General features: G+C 34.2%; 16 protein-coding genes. 2 read left to right on the top strand and 14 right to left on the bottom strand.

Features of this window, described 5'->3' with window-relative positions; translation table 11 throughout:
* Positions 1-146: 146 nt before the first annotated feature.
* The 5 genes from AABL85_RS10685 to AABL85_RS10665 all read right to left on the bottom strand — a co-directional run bounded on the left by AABL85_RS10685 (position 147) and on the right by AABL85_RS10665 (position 4,748).
* A complete protein-coding gene (locus tag AABL85_RS10685) occupies positions 147-1,364 on the bottom strand; it encodes a folylpolyglutamate synthase/dihydrofolate synthase family protein (RefSeq protein WP_341310071.1) in 1,218 nt (405 codons plus the stop codon).
* 16 nt (positions 1,365-1,380) lie between these two features.
* Positions 1,381-2,196, bottom strand: a complete 816-nt coding sequence (locus AABL85_RS10680) for an energy transducer TonB (RefSeq protein ID WP_341310070.1) — start codon at positions 2,194-2,196, stop codon at positions 1,381-1,383.
* 2 nt (positions 2,197-2,198) lie between these two features.
* Positions 2,199-2,594, bottom strand: a complete 396-nt coding sequence (locus tag AABL85_RS10675; protein ID WP_025124722.1) for an ExbD/TolR family protein — start codon at positions 2,592-2,594, stop codon at positions 2,199-2,201.
* On the bottom strand, positions 2,594-3,313 hold the full coding sequence (locus AABL85_RS10670; protein WP_286414511.1) for a MotA/TolQ/ExbB proton channel family protein: 720 nt from the start codon (positions 3,311-3,313) through the stop codon (positions 2,594-2,596). Before AABL85_RS10670 ends, AABL85_RS10675 begins: the two co-directional genes overlap by 1 nt.
* 346 nt (positions 3,314-3,659) lie before the next feature.
* On the bottom strand, positions 3,660-4,748 hold the full coding sequence (locus AABL85_RS10665; RefSeq protein WP_341310069.1) for an anhydro-N-acetylmuramic acid kinase: 1,089 nt from the start codon (positions 4,746-4,748) through the stop codon (positions 3,660-3,662).
* A gap of 234 nt (positions 4,749-4,982) precedes the next feature.
* On the opposite strand from AABL85_RS10665, the gene AABL85_RS10660 reads away from it, so the two are divergent.
* Together AABL85_RS10660 and AABL85_RS10655 are read left to right on the top strand one after the other, a co-directional pair.
* The gene (locus tag AABL85_RS10660) at positions 4,983-6,122 is read left to right on the top strand and encodes an acyl-CoA dehydrogenase (protein ID WP_006258677.1); all 1,140 of its coding nucleotides are present in this window, start codon (positions 4,983-4,985) and stop codon (positions 6,120-6,122) included.
* Between the two features lie 407 nt (positions 6,123-6,529).
* Complete coding sequence (locus AABL85_RS10655; protein ID WP_341310068.1) at positions 6,530-8,986, top strand: ATP-binding protein; 2,457 nt, start codon at positions 6,530-6,532, stop codon at positions 8,984-8,986.
* Between the two features lie 62 nt (positions 8,987-9,048).
* Here AABL85_RS10655 and fabV read toward each other — a convergent pair whose 3' ends face one another.
* The 9 genes from fabV to AABL85_RS10610 form a co-directional block, all read right to left on the bottom strand.
* On the bottom strand, positions 9,049-10,242 hold the full coding sequence (gene fabV, locus AABL85_RS10650) for an enoyl-ACP reductase FabV (protein WP_341310067.1): 1,194 nt from the start codon (positions 10,240-10,242) through the stop codon (positions 9,049-9,051).
* A gap of 176 nt (positions 10,243-10,418) precedes the next feature.
* On the bottom strand, positions 10,419-12,473 hold the full coding sequence (locus AABL85_RS10645) for an OmpA family protein (protein ID WP_341310066.1): 2,055 nt from the start codon (positions 12,471-12,473) through the stop codon (positions 10,419-10,421).
* 356 nt (positions 12,474-12,829) lie between these two features.
* Positions 12,830-13,762: a type IX secretion system membrane protein PorP/SprF gene (locus tag AABL85_RS10640; protein WP_341310065.1), complete on the bottom strand. Its 933-nt coding sequence runs from the start codon at positions 13,760-13,762 to the stop codon at positions 12,830-12,832.
* Between the two features lie 13 nt (positions 13,763-13,775).
* Entirely contained in the window at positions 13,776-15,047 is a 1,272-nt protein-coding gene (locus AABL85_RS10635) for a gliding motility-associated C-terminal domain-containing protein (protein ID WP_341310064.1), read from the bottom strand.
* A 995-nt stretch (positions 15,048-16,042) separates the two neighbouring features.
* Positions 16,043-18,013 carry an OmpA family protein gene (locus AABL85_RS10630; RefSeq protein ID WP_341310063.1) on the bottom strand — a complete coding sequence of 657 codons (1,971 nt, stop codon included), beginning with the start codon at positions 18,011-18,013 and terminating at the stop codon, positions 16,043-16,045.
* Between the two features lie 27 nt (positions 18,014-18,040).
* Positions 18,041-18,973 (bottom strand): type IX secretion system membrane protein PorP/SprF, encoded by a 933-nt coding sequence (locus AABL85_RS10625; protein WP_341310062.1) that lies wholly within the window; start codon positions 18,971-18,973, stop codon positions 18,041-18,043.
* Between the two features lie 8 nt (positions 18,974-18,981).
* On the bottom strand, positions 18,982-20,274 hold the full coding sequence (locus AABL85_RS10620; RefSeq protein ID WP_341310061.1) for a gliding motility-associated C-terminal domain-containing protein: 1,293 nt from the start codon (positions 20,272-20,274) through the stop codon (positions 18,982-18,984).
* Between the two features lie 55 nt (positions 20,275-20,329).
* Complete coding sequence (locus AABL85_RS10615) at positions 20,330-24,496, bottom strand: DUF7507 domain-containing protein (protein WP_341310060.1); 4,167 nt, start codon at positions 24,494-24,496, stop codon at positions 20,330-20,332.
* 67 nt (positions 24,497-24,563) lie between these two features.
* Positions 24,564-26,390, bottom strand: a complete 1,827-nt coding sequence (locus AABL85_RS10610) for a hypothetical protein (protein WP_341310059.1) — start codon at positions 26,388-26,390, stop codon at positions 24,564-24,566.
* Position 26,391: the final 1 nt, after the last annotated feature.

The following is a 26,391-nucleotide window of genomic DNA, read 5'->3' as shown; positions in this document are numbered from 1 at the left end:
CCCCGACCCCCTCGGTGTAAACGAGGTGCTCTGAACCAACTGAGCTAATCGCCCATTTCCTTTTTAAGAACGTGTAACCGTTTGTTGATTACGGGTGCAAATATACGACTGTGATTTTACTTTGCAAGCTTTTTTGAATATTTTTTTTATAAAATTTCAGCTACTACAAATGTGCTCCCGCCTATATATATCAAGTCCTCAGCACCTGCTACCTCCTTAGCTTTCATGTAAGCATTTGGTATTGAACCATAAACCTCTCCCATTAAACCAAACTCACTTGCCTTAGCAGCTAAAATCTCAGGTTCTAACCCGCGTAAATTATCTGGCTTAGCAAAAAAATATTTTGCCTCTTTTGGTAATAAAGGAAGGATAGAGTCTAAATCTTTATCATTCACAACACCAAAAACGATATACAAATCGCGATAATTTTCGTGTTTTAACTGATTCATCACGATAGTTAGCCCATGAGAATTGTGTGCAGTATCTGTAATTGTCTTCGGATGCTCACCTAAGACTTGCCATCTACCTAATAATTTTGTGTTCTCTACTACATGAAGAAGCCCTTCTGTCTCGGCTTTTTCTGTTATTTCGAATGTTTTTCTTAGTAATTCTATCGCTTGTCTTACAGTGCGAATATTAGATTTCTGATAATCTCCTTTTAGATCTGAAACTAATGTGTTGTCTATATAGGTATCTTGAGCAAAATAGATATCTGCAGACAGCTCTTTTGCCTTATTTATAAATACAGGTTGTGTATACTCATTATATTCTCCTATCACTACAGGTACACCCTTCTTTATAATACCTGCTTTCTCACCTGCGATAGCCTCTAGTGTATCTCCTAAAAATGCTGTGTGATCCTTACCTATATTAGTAATAACAGAAATCAATGGGTGTATAACATTAGTCGCATCTAGACGACCTCCCATGCCCACTTCGATTACAGCTACGTCTACCTGTTCTTGTTTAAAGTATTCAAAGCACATACCTACTGTCATCTCAAAAAAGCTCAAAGAGTTCTCTTCAAAAAAAGGCTTGTTACGTCCGATAAAGTCGATCACAAAAGATTCTGATATCTCAACACCATTGATCTTGATACGCTCTCTGAAGTCCTTTAGGTGTGGAGAGGTATATAACCCTACCTTATAACCTGCTTCTTGTAGAATAGAAGCGATCATTGAAGAGGTAGACCCCTTTCCATTAGTCCCTGCTATATGTATCGTCTTCAGACTATCCTGAGGATTTCCTAAATGATTAATTAGTTTTATTGTATTGGATAAATCTGCTTTATAAGCTATTGCCCCTTTTTGTTGATACATAGGCAATTGATTAAACATCCATTCTAAGGTTTCTTGATAATTCATATTCAAAAAAATAGGACTATTGTCCTACTTTAAAATTAATAACTATAAATCCGACTTGAATATTCGGTGCGTTGTCATCTGCTTTCCATCTAAATGTCTTCGCAGTAGCAATAGCTGCATCCGTAAGACATTTAGCAGAGTTAGTTGTCCCTTTAGTGTGTTGTGCAGATACGACCTTTCCACTCTTATCTACTCTTATCTCCACTACTACTGTTCCTACCTCATTACATTCAGGTACTACTTGTCCTCTATTGGCTAATGCACGCCCGTTCAGTCCCCAGCTAGTACCGTTACCACTGCCATTCCCCTTACCGCTACCATAAGTAGAGTTAGAGTACATATCTCCATCTAGCTTTCCTTGATCTCCACCTTTAGTAGAGTTTCCTTGACCTTCAGACTTTTCTCCTGTGGTCTTTGGTCCATTAATAAGACTTGCCAAAGCATCTGTTGTACTCTGACTTGGTTTTGGGTCAGGTTTAGGTTTGACAACTTCTTTCTTAGGTTCTTCCTTTGCCTTAGGTTTATCCTCCGTTTTCTTTACCACAGGAACATCTACCTTATTTTGAGTAACAACAGGCTCGGCCGTTGTCTCCACAGGTGTAGCTACTTCAGGCTCTGGTTCCATAGCGATAGGTTCTGTCGGCTGTACCTCTCCTTTCCCTACTTCGCTATTTCCAAAGTTAATAGCAATCTCCCCACCTAATAAATAAGGTTCTTCTTCCTGAACAGGAGTTATTATTTTATAAAAGAAAAACAACAAAAAAAGAAGTACAAAAACTGTGGAAGTAATTGCAAAAGCCTTTTTTTCACTTTCTGTTTGTAATATCTTCATACCTACTTTGGTTCCACTGCTAATACAATCTTATAATTATTGCGATACGCAATATCCATCACAAATACTGCATCCTCTACAGGTACACCTTTAGCGACATGCAATACTACATTAGGATTTTCTATTGTATTTAATTTATTTTTCAGTCCCTCTTCTAGTTCTTCAGGCATTACTTTTAGCTCATTGATATAATAGTTAGACTGATCATCTACACTCACAGCTACAGTCTCTACTACATCAGCCTTACCATCAGAATTAGGAAGTATTAAATCTAGTGCATTAGTACTCGTCATCGTAGTAATAGCCACCATAAAAAATATAAGCAATAAGAATACGATGTCTGTCATAGACGACATATTAAACTCTGCGGATACTTTATTTCTACCTCTTATGTTCATTATGCAGGATCATTTAATAGGTCTAAAAACTCTACTGCATTTGCCTCTAACTGATGTACAATCTTATCTATCTTACTCACTAAGTGATTATACCCAACATACGATACAATACCTACGATCAACCCAAATACTGTAGTCATCATCGCAGTATAAATTCCTTCTGATAACACACTCATATCTATACGAGCAGAGCTAGCTGCAGACATCTCATGGAATGCCATCACCATCCCTACTACAGTTCCTAAGAATCCTGTCATTGGTCCTGCTCCAGATAATGTTGCTAATAGATTAATGTTCTTCTCCATCTTGTACACTTCTAACTTCCCTGCATTCTCTATCGCAATGTTAATATCCTGAAGAGGCTTCCCTATTCTAGATATCCCTTTTCCGATTAGGTGAGATACAGGAGTATCAGTGTTTGCACATAGAAGTTTAGCTTGATCTATCTTTCCTTGAGATAAGAACATTTTTATCTGAGCCATAAAGTTATCATCTATTTTAGATGCATTTTTAATAGCAAAGAAACGCTCTAAATATAGGTAAAGAGCCAAGAATAGCATGACAAAAATAATAATCATAATAGCCTGCCCTATCGGTCCACCGCTAAAGATAATTTCGCTAAGAGCTAATTCTTTTTTAACGGCTGCTTCTCCAGCTTCTGCTGCATTAGCTAATTTCTGTGCTACTGCTGTTGTATCCACTTGTAAGAAATGAAACATAAATAATCTGAGTTTTAAAATTTTAAAAGTCTTTTTCTGTTGTTCTATATTGTGCAAAATCGATATAGATTATTCTCATTCTATATTCTCATTTACTTCATGATAACGAAAAAAAATGAGATTTAATATTCAAAATATCAAAAAAAGTGAGATTTTGTCTTTATAATTATTTGCCATTATAGTTCAAAATGAGTTCAAAGATAAAATGTTTTGTATGTATAATGATACATAAACGCTATATTCTTTATATAACATTCATGTTAGTCATTGTACTAGCTAGTTCGCCTACTAATTAATGCACTCGTATACAACACAATGCAAACATAGTCTTCATCTTCTGAATAAGCTAATCTATCTGTGTGTATACCTCGTGAATTCTACCTGAGCTATGATCATACTTAGCACCAGTAACACTAGCTAATACATTCACTTCATCTCTCAATTTTAGCACTCCTAGTAAGCCAAATATTATAGCTTCTTTATAGTCAATCACTTCATCAGAAGGTCTTTCAAACAGAATACCTTTTGCGTGTGCTTTAATTCGACTAACTAAGTAATCATTTTTAGCACCACCTCCTGTTACTAACACACGCTGTCCTTCTTTGACACCAATCCCTGCTGCTATTTGAGTAGCAATATGCTCTACTAGCGTAGCTAAATAGTCTTCTACAGATAAAGTGTACTTATTAAGGATAGGTTTTACATACGCATTTAAGAACTCTATCCCCAATGATTTAGGGGCAGATTGTTTATAAAAATCAAGTGCATTTAATTCTCTTAGAAGATCTTCGTTTACCTTTCCTTTAGAGGCAAGTATTCCTTTATCGTCATACTCCAAGCCAAGTTTAGCTACCTGTTCGTTAAGCAATGTATTCACTGCGCTAATATCATACGCTAATCTATAATTAAGCCTTCCTTCAAAAGAGATATTAGCAAATCCTCCAAGATTAAGACAAGCTTCATACTCACTAAATAACAAGCGATCTCCTATAGGTACTAAAGGTGCGCCCTGTCCTCCTAAAAGAACATCTTGTACTCTAAAGTCACATATTACCTTCTGCTGTATTAAGTCAGCTAGTATAGGCATATTCCCTATCTGTAAGGTATAGCCTAGCTCAGGCTTATGAAAAATAGTATGACCATGTGAGCACACTGCATCTATATTGTCTATTGTTTTATCTTTAATGAATTGATTAATAACGGTGGCTAAATAGGTCGTATAACGTACATCTAATATCTCTATTTGCTCACTATCTAAATCCATTGCATTCATTAACTGTTCTTTCCATTGAGCATTATAACTTACTGTATCAGTACAGTGAACCTCAAAGCTCCACTTACCACTTTCATAATTAAAAGTGATATAAGCCAGGTCTATTCCATCTAATGAAGTACCTGACATAACTCCGATGATATTATATTGGTATTTATTCATAGTATAAAGATTGGTTTTTTACTATAATCTACAAAAGTTTAAATACAATATTCATTACATTATTCAATTATAAATACATGTTTTTTAAAATAACAAACATTGTTTCGTCCAAAAATAAATTATAATCATTTTATGCATCAAATTTAAACAGAATCTAAATTGAATAATTGTTTTAAATCAATTATATTTGAGAGCTACAAAAATTAGAACAACTAAAAAATTAAGAGACTATAAATGGATTTTAAATTTACAGAAGAGCAATTGATGATTCAGCAAGCTGCTCGCGACTTTGCTCAAACAGAATTATTACCAGGTGTAATTGAAAGAGATGAACATTCTAAATTCCCAACAGAACAAGTTAAAAAACTTGGTGAATTAGGATTCTTAGGAATGATGGTAGATCCTAAATACGGAGGTAGCGGTCTAGACAGCGTATCTTATGTATTAGCTATGGAAGAAATTGCAAAAGTAGATGCTTCTGCCGCTGTAGTTATGTCAGTAAATAACTCATTAGTATGTGCTGGTTTAGAAAAATATGCTAGTGAAGAACAAAAACAAAAATATCTAGTACCTCTAGCTTCAGGACAAGTAATCGGTGCATTCTGTTTATCAGAGCCAGAAGCAGGTTCAGATGCTACATCTCAAAAAACTACTGCAGTAGATATGGGAGATCACTATGTACTAAACGGTACTAAAAACTGGATCACGAATGGTAGTACAGCTGACTACTATATCGTAATCGCTCAAACAGATGTGGAGAAAAAACACAAAGGAATCAATGCATTCATCGTTGAAAAAGGATGGGCTGGTTTTGAAATCGGAGCTAAAGAACAAAAAATGGGAATCAGAGGATCTGATACACATTCATTAATGTTTACAGATGTAAAAGTTCCTAAAGAAAATAGAATCGGAGAAGACGGATTCGGATTTGCATTCGCAATGAATGTATTAAACGGAGGACGTATCGGTATCGCTTCTCAAGCTTTAGGTATCGCTCAAGGTGCTTACGAATTAGCATTAAAGTATTCTAAAGAGCGTAAAGCTTTTGGTACTGAAATTATCAACCACCAAGCGGTCGCGTTTAAATTAGCTGATATGGCTACTCAAATCACTGCTGCTAGAATGCTTTGCTTCAAAGCTGCTGCTGAGAAAGATGCAGGTCAAGATATCTCATTATCGGGTGCTATGGCTAAGCTATTCGCTTCTAAAACTGCAATGGATACAACTATCGAAGCTGTACAAATCCACGGAGGTAATGGATATGTAAGAGAATACCATGTAGAAAGAATGATGCGTGATGCTAAGATTACTCAAATCTATGAAGGTACTTCTGAGATTCAAAAAATCGTTATTTCTAGAGCTATTGCTAAATAAGTAATATATTCTATCCTAAAATAGAAGCTCCTTTATTATTAAATAAAGGAGCTTTTTTTATATCTACTTAAACAGGTACACACCTAAAAAAACAAAGAGGACAACCTTATTTAGATCCCCTCTCTGCATTTTTTAATAAACGTATTAAACATTGATTCGTGAGAATTTTCTTTTCTCTTTTTCATATAATTTAATCTGTACGATTCTAACTAAAAGACAATAAACATCGCTAATCGCCTAAACCAAAAATACAAACAAAAAGTTAAATAAAAAATAAAAAACATCATTAGTAATAAAAAACATACAATAAAACAAAAACAGTTAAAAACAATCCGTAGAAAAGACTATTATTTTTAACACAATCATTGAACACTCTTTTGTAATTTTACACCAAACTTTATCTATACATGAAGCCACCTAAATCTATAAAAGCTAAGATTCTTTTCCTATACTTTACCCTATTTGCAGCTGCATTATTCTCTGGGGCGTATATTTATAAAGAAGCTAAAAAATTTACTATTCCTGAGGAGCATGTAATCGAAGAAAATAATAAAATTTTCTTAGTCACTAGTGCTATCAATAACCTATACAGTAGTGAAGCTTATAGCAGAACAGCGATATTAAGTGGAGATAGTAAAGATATCAAACTCTACTATAAAGAGCTCGATACCATCGTGAAGCAAATTAACTTGGTACAAACACATGTACAAGATCCTATTACGGTAGTAAAGCTTGATTCTGTTAAAGACTTACTCTCTCGTAAAAAAGTGAGTTTTGAAAACATTATCAAAGCTAGAAAAGATCTTTCTGCAGAAAATAAATACACTGAGGCATTCTCTGAAATCTACAACATCCGTGAAGAAATCGAGAAAAACATACAACCCATCGTTATTCAAAGTAAAGAAAAGGAAAAAAGAAGTGGTTGGGCAAGGTTATTCAAAGGAGATCATACAGACACTATTAAAACAACTATTAACTATCCAAGCATCTCTGATTCTATTATCAATGCAATGGAGCGTATTCTTATTGCTACACAAGAGAAAATTAATGATAAACAAAACAACTTACTCAACCAAGAGCAACGTTTGTTAAAAGAAAATAAAATTATCACTGATCAGCTAAGAGGCATTCTGCAAAATGTAGAACAAAATATACTTACATTGTCTTATCAAAAGATCAATGAATCTAAATCTAGAATTAGTGCTGCGTCAACAAATATCGCTTATATAGGCGGAACAGCTCTAATCGTTGTATTAATACTGGGCTGGATTATTATTAGAGATATCAATCAAACCCAAGAATATAGAAATGCATTAGAGAAATTAAATAAAGAGAATGAAGTACTATTACGTAGTAAGTCTATGCTACTAGCTACAGTGACACATGATTTACAGACTCCGCTTGGGGGGCTTATCGGATTTACTGATTTATTAGACCAGACAAACCTGGATAATAAACAACAAAAGTATGTTAACAACATTAAATCTTCTTCTAAGTATATCACGAATCTAGTCAACGACTTAACGGATTTCTCTAGATTAGAAAACAATAAAATAAGTATTCAACAGAAAACATTCAATCCTAAAGAACTAGTGGATAACACTTGTAATATATTAGTGCCTAATGCTGAAAATAAGAACATTAAACTAAATTGGGAAATTGAAGAAAACTTAAATAGTAATTTTGTATCAGATCCTCATCGCATAAAACAAATACTAACAAACTTAGTCACTAACGCAATTAAATTTACGCAAGAAGGAGGGGTTAATGTTAGGGTTACTAAAGAAAAAGAGAATATCGTATTTAAAGTTTCGGATTCTGGAATAGGAATAGCGGCTAATCAAACTAAAAACATCTTTAACGAATTTCAACAAGCTCATGATGGAATAGAAAAGAAATTTGGTGGAACTGGATTAGGTCTTAATATTTCTAAAAGGATGATTGAATTATTAGGAGGAACTATCTATGTAGAAAGTGTATTAAATGAAGGATCAACTTTCACCTTTACAATACCTATTATAGAAGCTGAAGAAGATACAAATATCACTGTACATTCAAATGATCTACAAACCGTATTTCGTTCATTAAATAACATAAACATTGTAGTGATTGATGATGATAAAGTACAGTTACAACTAATGGAGGAGATTCTTTCTCCACTATTTAATAAAGTGACTATAACTTTCGATCCTACATCGATAGAAGCTATTTTAAAAGAAGATCACTACGATGTGATACTAAGTGATATACAGATGCCTAAAATGGATGGATTTGAGCTTATAAATTATTTAAAAAAGAATTCTGATTTTAAGACTATTCCTGTTATAGCGTTATCAGGTAAAAGAGATATTACTATGGAGGAGTTTTCACAAGCTGGTTTTGCTTCTGCACATCCAAAACCCTTACAGCTTACAGAGTTGTTAATTCTCATCTCTAACATCCTTAATCTTGAGTATCAATTAAACAGTTCTAGAACTAAAGAAAATAACAATGAAGACTCTAATAGCCAAACAACAGTTAGCACTACTTATAATACGAATACGCTAAAACAATTTATTGGAGACGATTTTAATGCTTTAAGAAATCTACTTGTCATCTTTATAGAAAGTACAGAAGAGAACCTACTAGACATGCATTATGCTGAAGAAGATTTTGACTTAGAACAAATCGGAAATATAGCTCATAAGATGTTACCTATGTTCAGACAACTCGAAATCACATCTATTATACCACTTCTAGAAGTACTAGAAGACAAAACAATAACCTTCGAAACTCAAATTGAACTAAGAAATTACATTGAGGTATTAGAAGATAAAATAAACTTAATTCTTACTCAGATAAAACAAAATCACTTGGAAGAATAACCAATAAAAAAGCCCTTTAATAATCATATTAAAGGGCTTTATATATATAACAATATTGTTTCTTATTTCAAGCTAGCAACTGTTGTTAACTCATCTGATTCTAATGTATAATCAATTGAATCAAACTCAAATCCAAACAGATTGAAGAAGTCTTTTCTATATCCAGCCAAATCAGAAATAGCTTCAATGTTATCTGAAGTTACTTCTTCCCATAACTTAGCTACAGCTGACTGTACATCTTCTCTCATCTCCCAATCATCAACACGGATACGTCCTTCTGCATCTAATGCTAAATTACCTCCGTATAAACGATCAGCAAATAAGCGCTGCATTTGCTCAATACATCCTTCATGAATGTTTTTCTCTTTCATTACTTTGTACAACAAAGAAATATATAAAGGAACAACTGGAATAGCTGAACTTGATTGAGTAACTAAAGCTTTATTAACAGAAACATAAGATACACCATTAATATCCTTTAGCAAATCATTAATTACTGGAACTGTAGCCTCTAAATCATTCTTAGCCATACCTATAGTACCATTTCTGTAAATAGGATAAGTTAATTCAGGGCCTATATAAGAATAAGCTACCGTCTTAGCACCATCAGCTAAAACACCTGCTGCTTTTAGATCTTCTATCCAAAACTTCCAATCTTCTCCTCCCATTACAGCAATAGTGTTATCAATGTCACTTTGTTCCTTTACAGGATCAATACTGATATTAGACACAACACCTGTATGGAAATCAACTGTTTTATTAGTAAAAGGTTCTCCGATAGGTTTTAATACTGAAGCATAAGCCACACCAGTCTTTGGATGAGTTCTACGTGGCGAAGCTAAACTGTAAACAACTAAATCTACTTGACCTAAGTCTTTTTTAATTAGCTCTATAGTTTCTTTCTTAATTTCGTCAGAAAAAGCATCTCCATTAATACTCTTTGCATAAATACCAGCATTCTTAGCTTGCTCTTCAAAAGCTGCAGAATTATACCATCCTGCTGTACCTGGTCTACCTTCTGTACCTGGTTTCTCAAAGAACACACCAATTGTAGCTGCATTAGAACCAAAAGCAGCAGAAATGCGTGAAGCTAATCCAAATCCTGTAGAAGCTCCAATCACTAATACCTTTTTAGGTCCGTTTACTATTTGTCCTTTAGACTTAACATACTCGATTTGCGTTTTTACATTCTCTGCACATCCTTCTGGATGAGAAGTTAAGCAAATAAATCCTCTAGTTCTAGGTTGTATAATCATTATAAATCTTTTTCTACTTAATTGAATTTAAACCAAGTTGCAAATTACGCATTTTATCAGAACAATGCATATTTATTATTATAAAATAATAAAGGAGAGAAGTTACTTACTTATAATACTTAATCTCGATTTAATACATAAAAAAAGGTTGGATATACTCCAACCTTTTTTATTTCTTATAAGTCAATGATTATGAACTCACTTCTTCTATTTTCTTGGTGTTCTCTTTCACTACAAGGAACATTGTTTTTACAACGATTTATAATTCCTTTTTCACCATAACCTACACCTCTTAATCTCAATCTATTCACACCTTGGCGTACTAACCAATCTACTGTTTGATCAGCGCGGCGCTCAGATAACCTTAAGTTATACTCATCAGGACCAACACTAGAAGTATAAGAACGAACTTCTAATTTCAACGAAGGATTAGTCATCATGATAGAAGCCACTTTAGACAACTCTAATTGTGCATCACTTCTAATAACAGAACTATCATTGTTGAAGTATATTGGTGCCAAATCAGTAAGTTTACCTAAATCATCTCCAATTCTTGGGTTACCTCTATTCTTTCTCCTAGGCTCTCCATAGTAATCTTCATCATACTCTTCTTCGTCATCATATGTTGGATAATTTCTAGAAGAGAAAGGCTTACTTCTTTCTAATTCAAAGTCAACTTCTATAGAATCATCTTTATTAACATCTTCTACAGATACTTCTTCTGACTTATATCCTTTAGCTTTAACCGCTACATAATAATCTCTATTAACCTTAACATCTTTGAATGAATACTCTCCGCGTTTATCAACTTCGATTTCTTCAATCATTCTGTGTTTACTATCGTACAAGAATACAAAAGCATCTAATATCGGACGTTTAGTCGTTTTATCAGTTACTCTACCTCTAATTTCTTGAGCAATATTCAATTCAGTTCCTTCTTTCATTCTCACAAAGTAAAGATCATCTTTTCCATTACCATTTGGTCTGTTCGAAGTAATGAATCCAAATTTAGCTTCAGGATCTAAATACATTGCAAAATCATCATAAGGACTATTGATAGAGTTTCCTAAATTTACAACTTCTCCAAAAGATCCATCGTCATAAATCTGTACTCCATATAAATCTAATCCTCCTAAACCAGGGTGTCCATCAGATGCAAAATACAATACATTATCTGTACTAACGAAAGGAAAACTCTCTCTTCCTTCTGTATTAATCTTATTTCCTAAATTCTCAGGAGTTCCTAAAGTACCATCTCTAAATAATCTTACACGGTATAAATCTGATTGTCCATAACCTCCAGGTCTATCTGAAGAAAAGTACAACCAATCTTGGTCAGGGCTAAGTGCTGGAGAAGCAGTATTGGCATTATCTAAGTTAATACTTAATTTTTCAACATCTCCCCATAAACCATTACCAAAAGAATACGCTCTATATAAGCTAACTAGTAAAGTTCCATCTGAATAACGAACATTCTTATCTTCTCTATTGTTACTTGAAAAGTACATTGCTCTTGAATCAGCTGTAAAGATTGCATTCGCCTCATTAAAGTTACCATCAATCTTTTTTGCAAAAGGCTTTACTTCACCAATATTTCCATCGATACGCACAGGCGCTGAATACAATTTTGTATAAGGATCGTTTGTCCAATTGTGAACTCCCTTGTGTTTACCTTTTTTATTTGCAGAAGAAGCATATACGATTTCTCCTTTATATAAAGCAGCTCCGTATTCTGAACCTGCAGTATTTACACTATTTAGTAATTTTACTCTATATCCGTCTCTATTAGTATTAACTTCTTCTAAGTAATTTGGGTCACTTAGATATTTCTTAATTCTTCCATCTTCGGGTGCCTTATCAGCTAACAAGTCCATTTTAGCATTTGCTAAAACATAATCACCAGTTGTTCTAATTGTCTGCACATATTTGTAAAAAGCATCAATATCAGTAATTCCTTCAGGAGTTTTTACATCTTCAAATAAAATGCTATACCAATGGTTTGCTTCTAAATACATTCCATTTTCATAGTATGCTTTCGAAAGGTTTGATAGAATCTCTGTGTTCTTCTCTCCTTTAGAAAGCAACTTTTCATAGGTTTTAATAGCCTCGGCATAAGCCATTTTCTCTATTTGTGAGTTTGCTTTCTTCACATAGGAATTCTGTGCTATCCCAAATGTAGAAAACATCCCAAATAGAGTTGCTATCCCTATCTTATAAATATTTTTTTTCATAATATTAAATGTACTTTTTTACCAAGTTAGCTGTCTTTTCTAAGTATTCTAAAGATATTTTTTTCCTAAAAAAACACTTTTTTAAAATCATTGACACAAAATTATACAAAAAAGAAAATATTCAAAATTAAACGGAGTAATAAATCCAATTTATCTATTTATCACAACTAATACACTAATTATATCTTTTAAAAACAAACAACGCTAAATCATATATAAGTATACATGTTTTTAACAATAAAAACCAAACATTAACACTTACCCACCTCTTTATATCACTTATTTTCTTATAATTAGATGCAAAATTTTATCTATTTTCTCTTTTACTTAGAAAGCAACTCTACTAGTGTACCTTCTTAGAAGAAACGAGCTGTACTAACTTTGTTGTATTTATTAAACAAGTCAAATCTTAAAAAGATCTCATGCGAACCTGAATTATATTTAGATAGCTTAGATGTATCTGCATCATATGAATAACCGATAAACAATCCATCATTTACCTGGAATCCTGCCAATGCACTAACTGATGAATCCCATCTATAAGCTGCTCCAATAGTAAACTTATCCACAATCAAGAAGTTTGCAGTCAAATCTACTTGCATAGGCGCACCTTCTACGGTCTTTAATAAAAAGGCTGGCTTAAACTTCAAACTTGGATTTAACTCAAACACATATCCTCCCATTAAGTAGAAATGCATCTTCTGACGCATCAGTTCCTTACCTTCATTCTTTGAGCGATCGGTTGTCAAAAAATTAGGTACAGATACGCCTAAATAAGATTTGTCTGAATACAAATACAATCCAGCTCCAATATTTGGATTAAACTTATTATTGATATTCTCCAAAAACATAGGGTCATTCGGATCATAAATATCTAACTTAGTATAATCTACATCTAAGATATTAGCTGTAGCCTTTAATCCAAATGCCAACTTATAAGTATCATTTAAATCTACTGCATAAGCTAAGTTTAACGAGAAGTTATTCTCTGACATAGCTCCGATTCGATCATTCGTATAGTTTAAACCTCCTGATAATCCATTATCTCCTAAAGGGGTATCAATAGAGATGTTAGCTGTCTGTGGAGCTCCATCTAATCCTACCCACTGGGTGCGATACATACCGAATACATTTAACACGCCTCGAGAGCCTGTATAAGCAGGGTTGATATTAGATGTATTATACATATAATGCGTGTACTGTGGATCTTGCTGTCCATATACTGCTGATGAACCTAACATCATCAACGAGAATAACGCTCCTAGTTGTATACCTTTTCTTATTTTCATTGCAATCTTTTTTCTAATTATTCTCTAAGTGTAAATAACCTGTCTTAGTTATCATCTCTGACCCTCTAGAGGTTTGTACTTCATACTTAACTATGTAGTAATAAGTTCCTGATGGCAATTTTCCACTTGATGATACTCCTTTTCCTTCTGCCTCACCTCTAAACACATTCATACTTCCATCGCCATTGCGGTCATAGTTATTCGCGGAATAAACCTTACCTCCCCAACGGTTCATAATCTGAACACTATTATTTGGATACTTATCTATATTCTCAATGATGAAATAGTCATTCATACCGTCTCCATCTGGTGACACTGCATTATAAATCTTAATCTCTGCGTTATAATCCCCATTTACAGTTCCTAAAGTGAAGATACCATTAGTATTTATCGTCATCGGTGTGCGCACTGTCTTAGTAGACACATCTACGATACCTCCTACATCTTCCCACTTTGAAGCACTTGCATCCCAACGAAGAATGTGTAAGTTCTTCTCCGGGGTTAACAATAAACTAGCAGGTGTAGTAGCCTCATCCCAGCTCAAAGTCAAGATAACTCCTGCTTCTGATGTCTTACTATTAACTTCCCAGTACTCTGCATTATTAATCTCTACAATAGCATTCTTCTCAGAATGTGCTCGACCTACTAGTGGATTTGATCGCTTATATTGTGTTTGGAATAAATCCTTTGCATCCTTACTCTCTCCTAAAGTGATAGGACGATAATACGTTCCATCTCCCACAGGCATCACCTGTTCTTGCTTGCCCTCGCGATCGGCAAATCCTACTACGTGACTATCATTGCTAACATTCTCTATACTTGATCCGTCCACGAAAGTAATAGCTCCTGATAATGGCGTATTAACTACTACATGTCCGCGTTCAAACAAAGCCTTTCCTGCTATACTGATCTCTGTGCTTAGGTCTAGACCTTCTGTATCAAAAACAACGTCTTCTAATAATGTAGTATTCTCCCCTCCACTAATCTTACGTTTTGCTTTAGCAGATTCTAACTGTTCGAAAAAAACTTTACTAGCCTTGGTTGATTTGGTAAACATAAATGTACCTTCATTGCTGAAATCATCAAAAAAATGGACTTCGCCATTATTTATAAAAGTCGCTTCCTTTGTGTTGCTGAATGCACCCTTGATAGATAACACCTCACTAGGAGATACATAAATATCCCCTCCATTATGCAATTCTAGTTTTTCTTGTGCTGATGCCACAGAAAAAGTCAAACCCACACTATAAAACAGTACAAATTTCAATGTATTCCCTCTTTTCATATCTTTTTTTTTACACATATTTGTATAAAATCCACAGAAATATATATTTCAAAAGCAAACATTATAACAAATAACAAAATTAAAAATAAAATTAACATTTAATAATCAATTAAAAAACATTTTTTAACACAGTCTATATTAAATAATTATTATCAATAAAATTTCACTTCTTATGATTTTAAATCAAACTAACCCTTAGATTAAAATCAAAAAATAGTATTAATCACATAAAATAACCGTATAAAATATTTTGATTATTTGAAAAACAGCATTTTTTACATGCATAAAGCGGAGATAAAAGTTAAAAAGAGGTAGAAAAGGTATACCATAATGGTAATACTCAAAAAATCAATCACTTAAATTCAAAAATACATTACTCAACATAAATCCATAAACCTAAGGCTAAAAAATACAGAAGTATCTTTGACTAAACAGTACTTAAAATACTAACTAAAGGAATATTTTTTATCTCTTTCATTCAAAACAAGCTACCAATAACAAGTTCCTTAATAAGGCATCAGGTTAAAAAAAGGAAGGATAACACTATTTTTATAGAAGTCATCGCATAGTGATCGGATAGTCATCGCATAGTGGTCGCATAAAAAAGTAAAAAAAGTATGCGACCACTATCCTATCAATAACCTATAAATATCCTGTCAAATGAAATACAATCAATTACATTATCAAAATCTCATAATAGAAAGCTGCCATACTACTTATGTTCTAATACATCTTAATTAACCTCTGACGCTATAGAATATCTCACGATGATACACTGCTAAACAAAATACACTATACTGATAACAATGCTCAAGGCAAAATGATAAACATAGGCAATGTAAATACTACAAATAAAAAAAGCTCCCTTGCGGGAGCTTTTAGTGGCTAATGCTGTTAGTTTTAAATCCTACAGCAGGATCGGTCGAAAAAAAAATTGTTTTGTTGTTTTTAAGAACAATTATAATATAGTATAAACGTAGACTTAAGTCATTATATTACAATTCTGTAACAATAAATTCACTACGTCTATTTAACTGATGTTCTTCTATTGTACATGGTACTCCATTACTACACTTGTTCTGTAATTGTGTCTCACCATATCCTTGTCCTGTCACTCGGCTTGCCTCGATACCTTGGCTGATAATCCACTGTACTGTAGACTTCGCTCTGCGATCAGACAATCTTAAATTATAATCATCATTTCCTCTACTATCTGTATGAGAACGAACATCTATCTTCATAGTAGGGTACTCTTTTAATACTTCTACTACTTTCATTAATTCAATAGATGCATCTCTACGAATATTTGATTTATTAAAATCAAAGTAGATTGGATTCAGTTTTAATTTCTTAAACAGATCATCATCTTTAGTAATAGGTTTCTCTGTTTTCTCTAAAGGAATATCTTGTTTTTTAATTCCTCCAGCTACAGCGTCTAATTGTACACTTACTTCTTCAGTATTATACTTATCAGCTACTGCTTTTAGACGATACTTCCCTCTACACTCTAGATCATCTATTCTATAATATCCCTTATCATCTGTGATTAGTTCTCCTATCACTTTATATGAGTTATCATACACGGTTACTTTAGCATTAGCTAATACCTCTTGAGTATCTTTATCAAACACAATACCTTCTAGGCTCTGGTGACATACTTTTTGCATAAAGAAGTAAATATCATCTCCTCCTACACCATTCACTCTATTAGAACTAACGAATCCTTTGCGTGTTTTACTATCAATATAGAACGCAAAATCATCTGTGCTACTATTAATAGGCGTTCCCATATTCGTCACTTGACCTACACTTCCATCTACATTAATCTTTGTCACGAATACATCTAAACCACCAAGTCCAGGATGTCCATCTGAACTAAAGAACAAGAAATGATCTTTAGATATAAATGGAAATGTCTCTCTACCTGCCGTGTTTACTTTATTCCCAATATTCTCTACTTTACCATATTCTCCCGTAGGATATAAGGCTACTCTGAAGATATCAGATTGTCCTAAAGTTCCTTCTCTATCTGAAGAGAAATATAGCCATTTATCATCTGGTGTTAAGGCTGGGTGAGCAGTATTATAGTTATCCGAGTTAAATGGCAACTCTTCTACATTCTCCCATTTACCTTCTTCTGATAAAGTCGCTTTATATATTTTTAATAAAGTTGAATGCTCTTTATTTAATCTTCTCTTCCCTTTTACACTAGTATTATTACGTGTAAAGTACATCGTCTTCCCATCAGAAGTAAATACAGCTGTTGCCTCATTTACTTTAGTGTCTAACTCAGGTGCAAACTTCACTGGTTCTTCAAAAGTACCGTCTGCATTAATCACACTACTGTATAAACTTGTAAAACTCTCGTTCGTCCATTCGTGTAATCTCTTTCCTGACTGATGTTCTGTATTACGAGCAGAAGTATAAATCAACTGATTTCCTAATAAAGCTGCTCCATAATCTGAATACGCAGTGTTCACACTTATATTCTTTAATTCGTATCGATCAGAGTTATTCTCTATCTCTTTTAGATAACGGTCTTTACTAGATTCGAAAAGCTGTGCTCTAGAATCATTTGCCTCTAATTTAGAGAACTCTTCCATCATCTCATTAGACTTATCATAATCCTCAACAGATTTTAATGTCTGAGCATAACGGTAATAATATTCTGATGGTAAAGCTTCTTTTCCTTTATCTTCATACTCCCCTTCGAAAAGTTCTTTATACCACTGATTTGCTTCTATTAATTTTCCATTAAAGTAATACGCATCAGCTAATTTTTTAAGCATATCTGCATTAGTATAGCCTTTATTTGCGATACGCTCGTAGATTTTTATCGCATCTACATAAGCTTGAGTCTGGTATTCTTTATCCGCTTTCTTCTCTGCTACTCTTTGAGCTTGAGTATTTACCCCTGCTAAAAGTAGCATACTGAATAAGCTTATTTTCAATAGCTGTTTTTTCATACTTTATTTCTTAAGTCCTAGCTTCTCTTAGAAGAAACGAGGAGCATTAATTGTACTACGACGGTTAAACAATTCGAATCTCATGAAGATCTCGTGTGATCCTGAGTTATAACGTTGAAGTGCAGTAGTCTCAAAGTCATAAGAATATCCTACAAATAAATTATCATTTACCTGGAATCCTGCCAAGGCGCTCACTGAAGCATCCCAACGATAAGCAGCTCCTAAAGTAAACTTGTCATACATCAAAAAGTTAGCTGTCAAATCAACCTGTAACGGTGCTCCACTTACTGCCTTAACTAAAGCAGCTGGCTTAAATAATAAGTTCTCACTCACATCGAATACATACCCTCCCATTAAGTAGAAGTGCATCTTCTGACGCATAGTCGTGATATCATTATCATCATAGCGATCTGTAGTTAAGAAGTTCGGAACTGATAACCCTACATAAGCTTTGTCAGAGTATAAATAAACCCCTGCTCCAATATTTGGATTAAACTTGTTGTTTAGATTCTCTTGGCTTACAGGATCAGTAGGATTGTGGATATTAAGCTTTGTATAATCAACACTTAATAGATTAGCAGTCGCTTTTAACCCGAATGCTAATTTATAATCAGCATTTAAGTCAATAGCATAAGCTAAATCTACAGAGATATTATTCTCATCCATCGCTCCTAGACGATCATTCGTAAAGTTCACTCCTAGGCCTAATCCACTTTCTCCAAGAGGTGTAGACACAGATACATTCGCTGTCTTAGGCGCTCCATCTAGTCCTACCCACTGTGTTCTGTACATCCCAAACACGTTCAGTGTTCCTCTACTACCTACATAAGCTGGGTTGATCATATTAGCATTATACATATACTGTGTATACTGTGGATCTTGTTGAGCTTGCATTTGAGAAAAGCAGCCTAAGGCGAATAGGCTGATTCCGATTTTCTTTATGTTTTGTTGAATATTCATGTACTCTCTTACTTATTACTTTCTAAATGTAGGTAACCCGATTTCTTAATCATACGCGAACCGCTAGCGTCTTTATACTCATAACTCACGATGTAGAAATAAGTACCTGTAGGTAACTTCTCACCTTTATTTACAGTAACACGTCCATCAGAGTATCCTCTAAACACATTACCTGCACTGTCATAACTCTTCGTGTCGAATACCTTAACTCCCCAACGGTTATAAATTTCTACTGTATTATTAGGGAATCTATTGATATTATCTATGATAAAGTAATCATTCTTACCGTCTCCATCAGGAGAAACAAGGTTATAAATAACGATATCTCCATCTAAGATTAGGTCTGTATTCACAGTAGCTAATGTAAAGAATCCGTACCCCTTCACACTAGTAGGCGTCGTAATCTCTTTCTTCTCTAAATCTACTACTCCACCTTCGTCTACCCAAAGTTGTTGTTTAACATCCCAACGTACAATGTGTAATTCTTTCTCTGGGTTTACTAATAACTCTTTAGGTGTAGTACGCTCATCCCAACTCAGTGTCAGCATGATATCTCCTTTGCTGTTATCACTTCCTTTATCTACTGTCCAGTACTCGCGCTCATCCAGTAAGTTAATCACTCCTGACTTAGCACTACGCGCTCTAAAGAAGTTCTTATCATCTAAGTTATACTTTCCTTCATACGCATCTTTTACATGCTCAGGAGCAGTGATTCTAGCATAACGGTATAGTCCTTTATCTCCTTTAGGATATTGGAACTCCTCATTACCTATCTTCTCTACATAGCCTTCTGCATGGCTTCTATCTGTAGGCTTAAGTGCTTTCGCCCCTTGGTGAAAGGTTAGCATCCCTGCTAGTGAGTCTACTTTTATAATACCATCTTTAAAGTCTACACTACCTCTTACGTTAGCCTCATTCTTTAAGTCAAAGGCCATGTCTTTAGTAGAGTTATCTAGTACTACATCAAAGAAATTAGATGGTTGGCTTCCTGTGATATGCTGAGCTCCTTTTGCTTCTTCAAAAGGAGTGAACACAGCTTTAGAACCTTTGGCGTTAGTGCTGTGATCATAAATATTGTCATTGTTAAAGTTGCTGTAGTAATAAACCGTTCCATCATTCTTTACATACCCTTCTTTTGTATTATCAAAATCATAGATAGTAGACATTACACCACCTTCTGCTACTGAAATCTTTCCTTGGTTTACCATTACTTGGTCTTTCTTAGCTTGCTGTGCTACTACTGTAGCTGGCAATGCTAAACCTAATAAGGCAACTGATTTATATATTTTTTTTGATTGCATAGTTTTCAGTTTTTAAATACTGTGCTAGTACGGGACTAGCACAGTTATTATTCTATTATCTCACTTTTTGATAAATCATAGGATTCGTTATCAATAATCCATTTCCTTTTAAAGGAACATAAGTATGAAATTCTTTATCAGCATCCCAACCTTCATCACCTTTTTGATATGGTGTAGGATCTGTTGAAAGTTCCTCAACCTTACGTTCTGATTTAGGCAATTTACCAACTCCTTTTACTGTTGCTCTATTATATACCCCTTTAGTTTGGAAAATATCAGTTTCAGTTACAGTATAAGATACAGTGAACGTCCAAGTCTCATTTCTATTTAAAATACCATTATTGTTATTATCACCTGAGAAAGTCACACCCTCTTGTAATGGTTGATGAGTATGTTCATCCAGCTTAATGGTGAATCCAAACAATGGGTCAATTATCTCAATGTCCTCTATATCCATATCACCAGCATTTTTCACATCGAAAGTATATAAGATTGTTTCTCCTACTTGTGCATATCCATCTTTACTCTCATCTATAAACACTCCATCTTTCTCTATAGTACAAGTTTCACACTCTTTTTGCTGTTGACCATAACCAAAACCATACATTCTAGTAACATTGACCACATTTTGAGTTACTCTAATTTTATTCGCTGAAGAATCAGAAGAATCAGTATTCCATGCTATAGATGATAATTGAACAACTTCTTTAGTTGTTTTATCAAAAACCTCTAATTCTTCTAAAGGGCTTTCTTCTGTACGTTTTCCATATAACTTCACATTTCCCCACTTATCAATTACTACACGAATTGTAGGTACAGGATTATTAAATCGATCCTCTAAATCGAATGTTCCCTTTTCATGAAATTTCCAAATATCTTTAATCGTACCATCTTCCCAAATACCACCTGCTTTGAAACGTACATTTTGCACTAGCCCTCCTGCTCTTTGGAACTCAAGTTCTTCTGTATGTAATGGTACACCGTTTATAATCATATTAAATGAATTATCTAACTCATAAATATCCAAAATATAACCACCATCAGTACCTGGTTGTGTAAAGCTTTCCTCAATTACTTTCTTTCCGCCTAACTCTCCTGCATAATGCCCCCATCCAAATCCTTTACCTACTATATCTTGATAGCACTCATCTGCACAAGTAATATTAGAGACAAGGATTCCACAACTTGGATCTTCAATACGCTTAGAGAATGTGATATTATCTATCAGAGTATGTCCAAAACCTTTTCCTGTTTCTAAAGCTCTATCTTGACTACCTCTAATAGCAATTTTCACATCTTTACCTAAAACATCTACACATTCAGCATCAGCAAATGTAAAACTAGCAGTTAGTGGCACCCATCCTAAACTAAACCCTTCTGGTTTAGCTCCTTCTGGCAATCCAACACCTCCATACTTTAATGGAACTGATGCATAGATATGACCAGTCTCTTTATCTAACACATCCATGATCATATAATCTTTATCATGGTAAGTCACATAAGAATAGATATCTAAAGTATAAACTTTGTCTTTCTCTATTTTTTCCGCTAATTCAAACTCATAAAACGGTTTAATACTTTGCGCAGCTGAAGCAGCTCCTCTTACTAAGAATGCAGAACCATTTACTGCTCCAGACATATCTCTTATCGCTTTAGCATTATCCCAAGCTGGAGTCCAGTCGAAATTACTATTTGCTATAGTTGGATCATTACTTGGTGCATTCTCTACCCATATTCCTTCATGCCAAGAATCTGTTGTAGGGATTCCCATCTGTACATACCCAGGAGGATTTACAGAGTAATATCCATTTTTAATACGTGCAACGGAGATAGTTTGACTATGAGGATCTCTATTCGCACTTGCATAACGACTATCATTAATACCAGGTGCAAAAAGATAAGATGCTGTTGCTCCTCCTCTAGGACCTTGTCTTTTTATCGAACCATCTTGATTTTTTAATATCTCTCCATTTGCTCCTATACTAATAGAAGCTCGTTGACTCCAATCTGTTCTTCCTGAATTTACATTCCAATATCCACGATCAAAATCTTCAAAATACAATATCTTATCTACACATTCTCCAAGTGCCATAAAAACAACTTCATTGATATTGTTGCATCCTATTGATCCACTTCCTCCAGGTAAATTACCTGAATCATTATTATAACATTCATAATGTGGATTCGTTGGTTTCACATTTGGGTCACCATTTGTTGCATCTGGATCAGAAACATCAGCAGGTCTCATAATCGTTGATTCTGCAATCATTGATCCTGTCATACCGTTTAACACTCCCGTGATTTTATACTCAACTGTACATCCATTAGGTATTTGTAATTCTGAACGAAACGTACGCGTTAAAGGATCATAAGTAAGCGCTACCGATTCTTTAGTATTTCCATTTGCACATTTAAAAGTTGCTTTTACTCCTTTTGGATTGATTACATCCACCCCTGGAGGTAAGGTAAATGTAAAAGGAGCTCCATGAATTCCTTTACTAGCATCTGCTATAATATCAGAAGGACCATTATTACCAGCTGTTACTATAAATTCTACAGCATCACCTTTATGTCCACTACCTTTTCCTACAACTCCACCTACTTTATAAGTAATATTCGTATAAAGGTCTGCCTCTTTTATAACAACCTCTGTCTTAATCTCTTTTTTATTTCCAACTCTGAACGTCCAAGTATCCATTGACTTTTTATCACCAAATGTATTACTAGCTCCAGAACCTCCTTCACCCCACTTATGTCCATTAATATTACTACTAATTCCCTTATTTCCAGGTTCTAAATGACTATTATTTTTAGGCGAAACGTTTGCTCCATATCTACTTTTAACATCAGGTATATCACTATCATCCCAAAATACTAAATCTGATAGTACATTACTATAATTATGGTAATCTAATAATTCTATTGCTATACCTCCTATATTATATTCCATATCAAAGAAAGGGAAGTGAACTTCAGCACCTTGTAATTGTACATTTAAATCAACAGGAACTACACCTTTTAGCTTTGTTTTTCCATCTGTTCCTACTCCATCCCAATAAATTTTATTGTGCCCTTCTTTTGTATTTCCTTCTAATCTTTTAAATACAGATCCACTACTTATGATATCAATCGTAAACTGCTGTCCACTTACAGGGGCGTCAAACTCTATGTACCCACCTTTATGTCCAAAAACACCTACTGTCCCTTCAGCACCTACTATCTTCACATTAGATACTTCTGGCTCTATTACTGTAGGATTTAACCATGTAGTCAAACCATAAGAGGTACTATTAATAGCAACTTTTGCCTTATTAGGCATATCTTTTGCAGGTAATGTATAGTAGATCTTATGGGTAATATTACTATCATCATCTGGAGTATTAGGATTATGAATATTGTCAATAACCTTACTAGCTTCATTATTCATACTTTTATACAAAGAATTCTTTGTTTTAGCGTCATAGAAACCATTGTTATTCACAAAAAATGCCCATACAATACCTGAAGACCCCTTATGAGTCACTCTATATGTAAACCCATCATTAGTACGAACAAAAAACTTCCCTTGAAAAGAAACATTTGCATATTCACCATTGAAGTTTCCGTTAGTAAAATTTAAATTTGTTGTATAAACTCTACCATCAATAAACTTTGTGTTATTTTCATTAATAACTGAGACATCCCAAGCCCTAATTGCTGCATCTTCATCCTGAGTCCAATTATTAATTGCTAATAAAACAGGACCAGGTTGGCTAGTCCTTCTAGATATAAACTCTATACGATAAATTCCTTCAACTGTGACTTTATGATATATAGGAGTATAGCTTCCTGAGCTACTATTGTTTTTTAATCTAGGCCCTCCTAATTCATCACTACGATTCGATATTTTTCCATCTTTCTCATTTTCAATCAATACCTCTCCTGTTGGGGAATACAAAACAATTTTATTTTCATCTCTTCTTCCTGAAAAACCCTGAGCTGAAGATGCCATTGTAATAGTTTCTCCTACTTTAGCATATACATAATGTGCTCCAGCATTAGGAAAAGGTATTGCCTCTGGTGAAGTATATCCCTTCCCTAATAACATAGCACGATGCCCACTTGCTCCACTAGGATATAAATTTCTAGAACCGTCTGCCAACATAGTTGTACTTACTCCTAAGACTAAACTTAGAGTAAGTACTACTTTGATTGTTATCTTATTTATAATTTTATATATCATATTATATTTGTAATTATAATTTAGTTTAATAAGTATCTTAAGCTAAAGATACCTAACTATTTTTTCGTTATTTGATTACAAAAACGATATTCATATAAGAAGCAGGTGTAGCATTACCAATGATATCATAAATCAAAACACCTTCTGGACTAATACGAAGATTAGCAAATACTTTGGTATCGTAATAAGTCACATAATAATAAAGCTCTTCTTTATTAAACACAGCTATATCTTTTGGAGCTCCATGACTACCTATTATACCACCTGTATAAGACATTGTATATCCATCAGCACCATGAGCAATAGGATAATCTGCATTACCTTCTCCTACTTTTCCTCCTGTAAACTGATTTACATACTCTTTATATAAGTCTCTTTGTAGATCAGTACCTTGTTTTTTTGTATCGAAAATAACTGCTGGCATATAGAAGAACTGAGGAGCTATTTTAGTACGTTCAACCGTTTTTAACACCCCTTCATCATCCGCTACTACAACTTTATCAGCTGAACTACCCTTAAACTCAGGCTTATTAATCTGGCTTACCTTCACCCCTCCATCACCTTTAACAACTAAATTCTCGATTGCTCCAACGCCTTCAATTTCACTAGTAAATGTATTAAACGTAATATCTTTTTTGTCCTCTGTTTCAATAACTAACCCTGATTCTGACCTAGATAATATTTGAGAAGCATTAGCGGAATGAGATAAAGTTAACGATCCTGGATGTTTACCATTATCATGTCCCATTAAATGAATCATCGCACCATCTAATCCTGCCATATCTAATCCTGTATGATTTTTATCAAAGGTGAATTCTTGTGTAAAATGCTCTCCTTTTTTAAATTTTAAAGCAAAGGTATCTCCAAAGTCAACAGTTCTTGTTTTATTTTCAGGAGTTCCGATAATCGTCCCATCATGCGTATAGATATTCTCATAGTTTGGAGTTTTCCACTCTACTTTAGTATCTCCTGATGTTCCTCCATCAACTACTGTTAATACATCGCCTGCTTTACCTCCATCAGTGTCAATTGCTACGTTATAATCTGTAGTATTATTACCCATATCCACAGGAGTAACTTTCACTCCATTTTCTGCAGAAACTGTAGTTAATTTCTGTGCTCCTTGGATAGCTTCATTAGATACATTTACTTTATACTCTGTCGTATTACTTCCTGCTGGATTAACAGATGAACTTACTGTAGTATTTGTTCCATCAACAACAGTAGTAACTGTTTCGTTAGCTTTAACGATATCTTTTTGATCAACCCAAGTAGTTCCAGTTCCATCTGCATTTGTTACCATCACTTGATTAGCTCCACCGTGTGTAATCGAAAGAGTCACATCTTTTAATACTGATCCAGCTCCATTATCTGTACCTCCTACAGTAATCCCAGTACCTGTAATTCCTTTTGCATCAGAAATTAAGCTTGATGTAATAGTTGTCGGTGTCCATACACCATTTACTAAAGTCAATACCTGATTAGCGGTTGGAGCAACATTTGAAATACTTGTTCCTTGAATAGCTACAACTTTTGTATCTCCAGTTTTACCTGTTACATCACCATCTAAAGTAATAATCTCTGTAATTTCAGATTGTTTAGCAAAACGAGCCCATTTTTCTCCGTCCCAATAGTAATAACCTGGTGTAACATCATTAGCTGTTGCTTGGTTATATACCATCAATGATGTTTCAGGTGCAGTAATAGGCGCTTGGTTAGTTGTTTTAACTAAACTAACACGTGGTATCAACAATCCTCTTTTTGAGGATTGTATATCTACTGCTGCTGATCTATGTGGGTTGTCTGTTCCGAATCCTTGTTGTGCTTGAACTGTTTGAGTTCCTAATAAAAGTAATAAACTAAGTCCGGCAAATCCTATGTATGTCTTTTTCATC

Origin of the sequence: Myroides odoratimimus (assembly GCF_038039805.1) — a bacterium.
GTDB lineage: Bacteria > Bacteroidota > Bacteroidia > Flavobacteriales > Flavobacteriaceae > Flavobacterium > Flavobacterium odoratimimum_B.
This window is presented reverse-complemented; position numbering and strand designations above follow the sequence as displayed.

What these genes read in the sequence shown, in the direction of transcription:
- AABL85_RS10660 (WP_006258677.1), top strand. Translation starts at nt 4,983, where the DNA reads ATGGATTTTAAATTTACAGAAGAGCAATTGATGATTCAGCAAGCTGCT.
- AABL85_RS10645 (WP_341310066.1), bottom strand. Translation starts at nt 12,473, where the DNA reads ATGAAAAAAAATATTTATAAGATAGGGATAGCAACTCTATTTGGGATG.
- AABL85_RS10680 (WP_341310070.1), bottom strand. Translation starts at nt 2,196, where the DNA reads ATGAAGATATTACAAACAGAAAGTGAAAAAAAGGCTTTTGCAATTACT.
- AABL85_RS10625 (WP_341310062.1), bottom strand. Translation starts at nt 18,973, where the DNA reads ATGAATATTCAACAAAACATAAAGAAAATCGGAATCAGCCTATTCGCC.
- AABL85_RS10610 (WP_341310059.1), bottom strand. Translation starts at nt 26,390, where the DNA reads ATGAAAAAGACATACATAGGATTTGCCGGACTTAGTTTATTACTTTTA.
- AABL85_RS10615 (WP_341310060.1), bottom strand. Translation starts at nt 24,496, where the DNA reads ATGATATATAAAATTATAAATAAGATAACAATCAAAGTAGTACTTACT.
- AABL85_RS10665 (WP_341310069.1), bottom strand. Translation starts at nt 4,748, where the DNA reads ATGAATAAATACCAATATAATATCATCGGAGTTATGTCAGGTACTTCA.
- AABL85_RS10640 (WP_341310065.1), bottom strand. Translation starts at nt 13,762, where the DNA reads ATGAAAATAAGAAAAGGTATACAACTAGGAGCGTTATTCTCGTTGATG.
- AABL85_RS10635 (WP_341310064.1), bottom strand. Translation starts at nt 15,047, where the DNA reads ATGAAAAGAGGGAATACATTGAAATTTGTACTGTTTTATAGTGTGGGT.
- AABL85_RS10655 (WP_341310068.1), top strand. Translation starts at nt 6,530, where the DNA reads ATGAAGCCACCTAAATCTATAAAAGCTAAGATTCTTTTCCTATACTTT.
- AABL85_RS10620 (WP_341310061.1), bottom strand. Translation starts at nt 20,274, where the DNA reads ATGCAATCAAAAAAAATATATAAATCAGTTGCCTTATTAGGTTTAGCA.
- AABL85_RS10630 (WP_341310063.1), bottom strand. Translation starts at nt 18,013, where the DNA reads ATGAAAAAACAGCTATTGAAAATAAGCTTATTCAGTATGCTACTTTTA.
- AABL85_RS10685 (WP_341310071.1), bottom strand. Translation starts at nt 1,364, where the DNA reads ATGAATTATCAAGAAACCTTAGAATGGATGTTTAATCAATTGCCTATG.
- AABL85_RS10670 (WP_286414511.1), bottom strand. Translation starts at nt 3,313, where the DNA reads ATGTTTCATTTCTTACAAGTGGATACAACAGCAGTAGCACAGAAATTA.
- fabV (WP_341310067.1), bottom strand. Translation starts at nt 10,242, where the DNA reads ATGATTATACAACCTAGAACTAGAGGATTTATTTGCTTAACTTCTCAT.
- AABL85_RS10675 (WP_025124722.1), bottom strand. Translation starts at nt 2,594, where the DNA reads ATGAACATAAGAGGTAGAAATAAAGTATCCGCAGAGTTTAATATGTCG.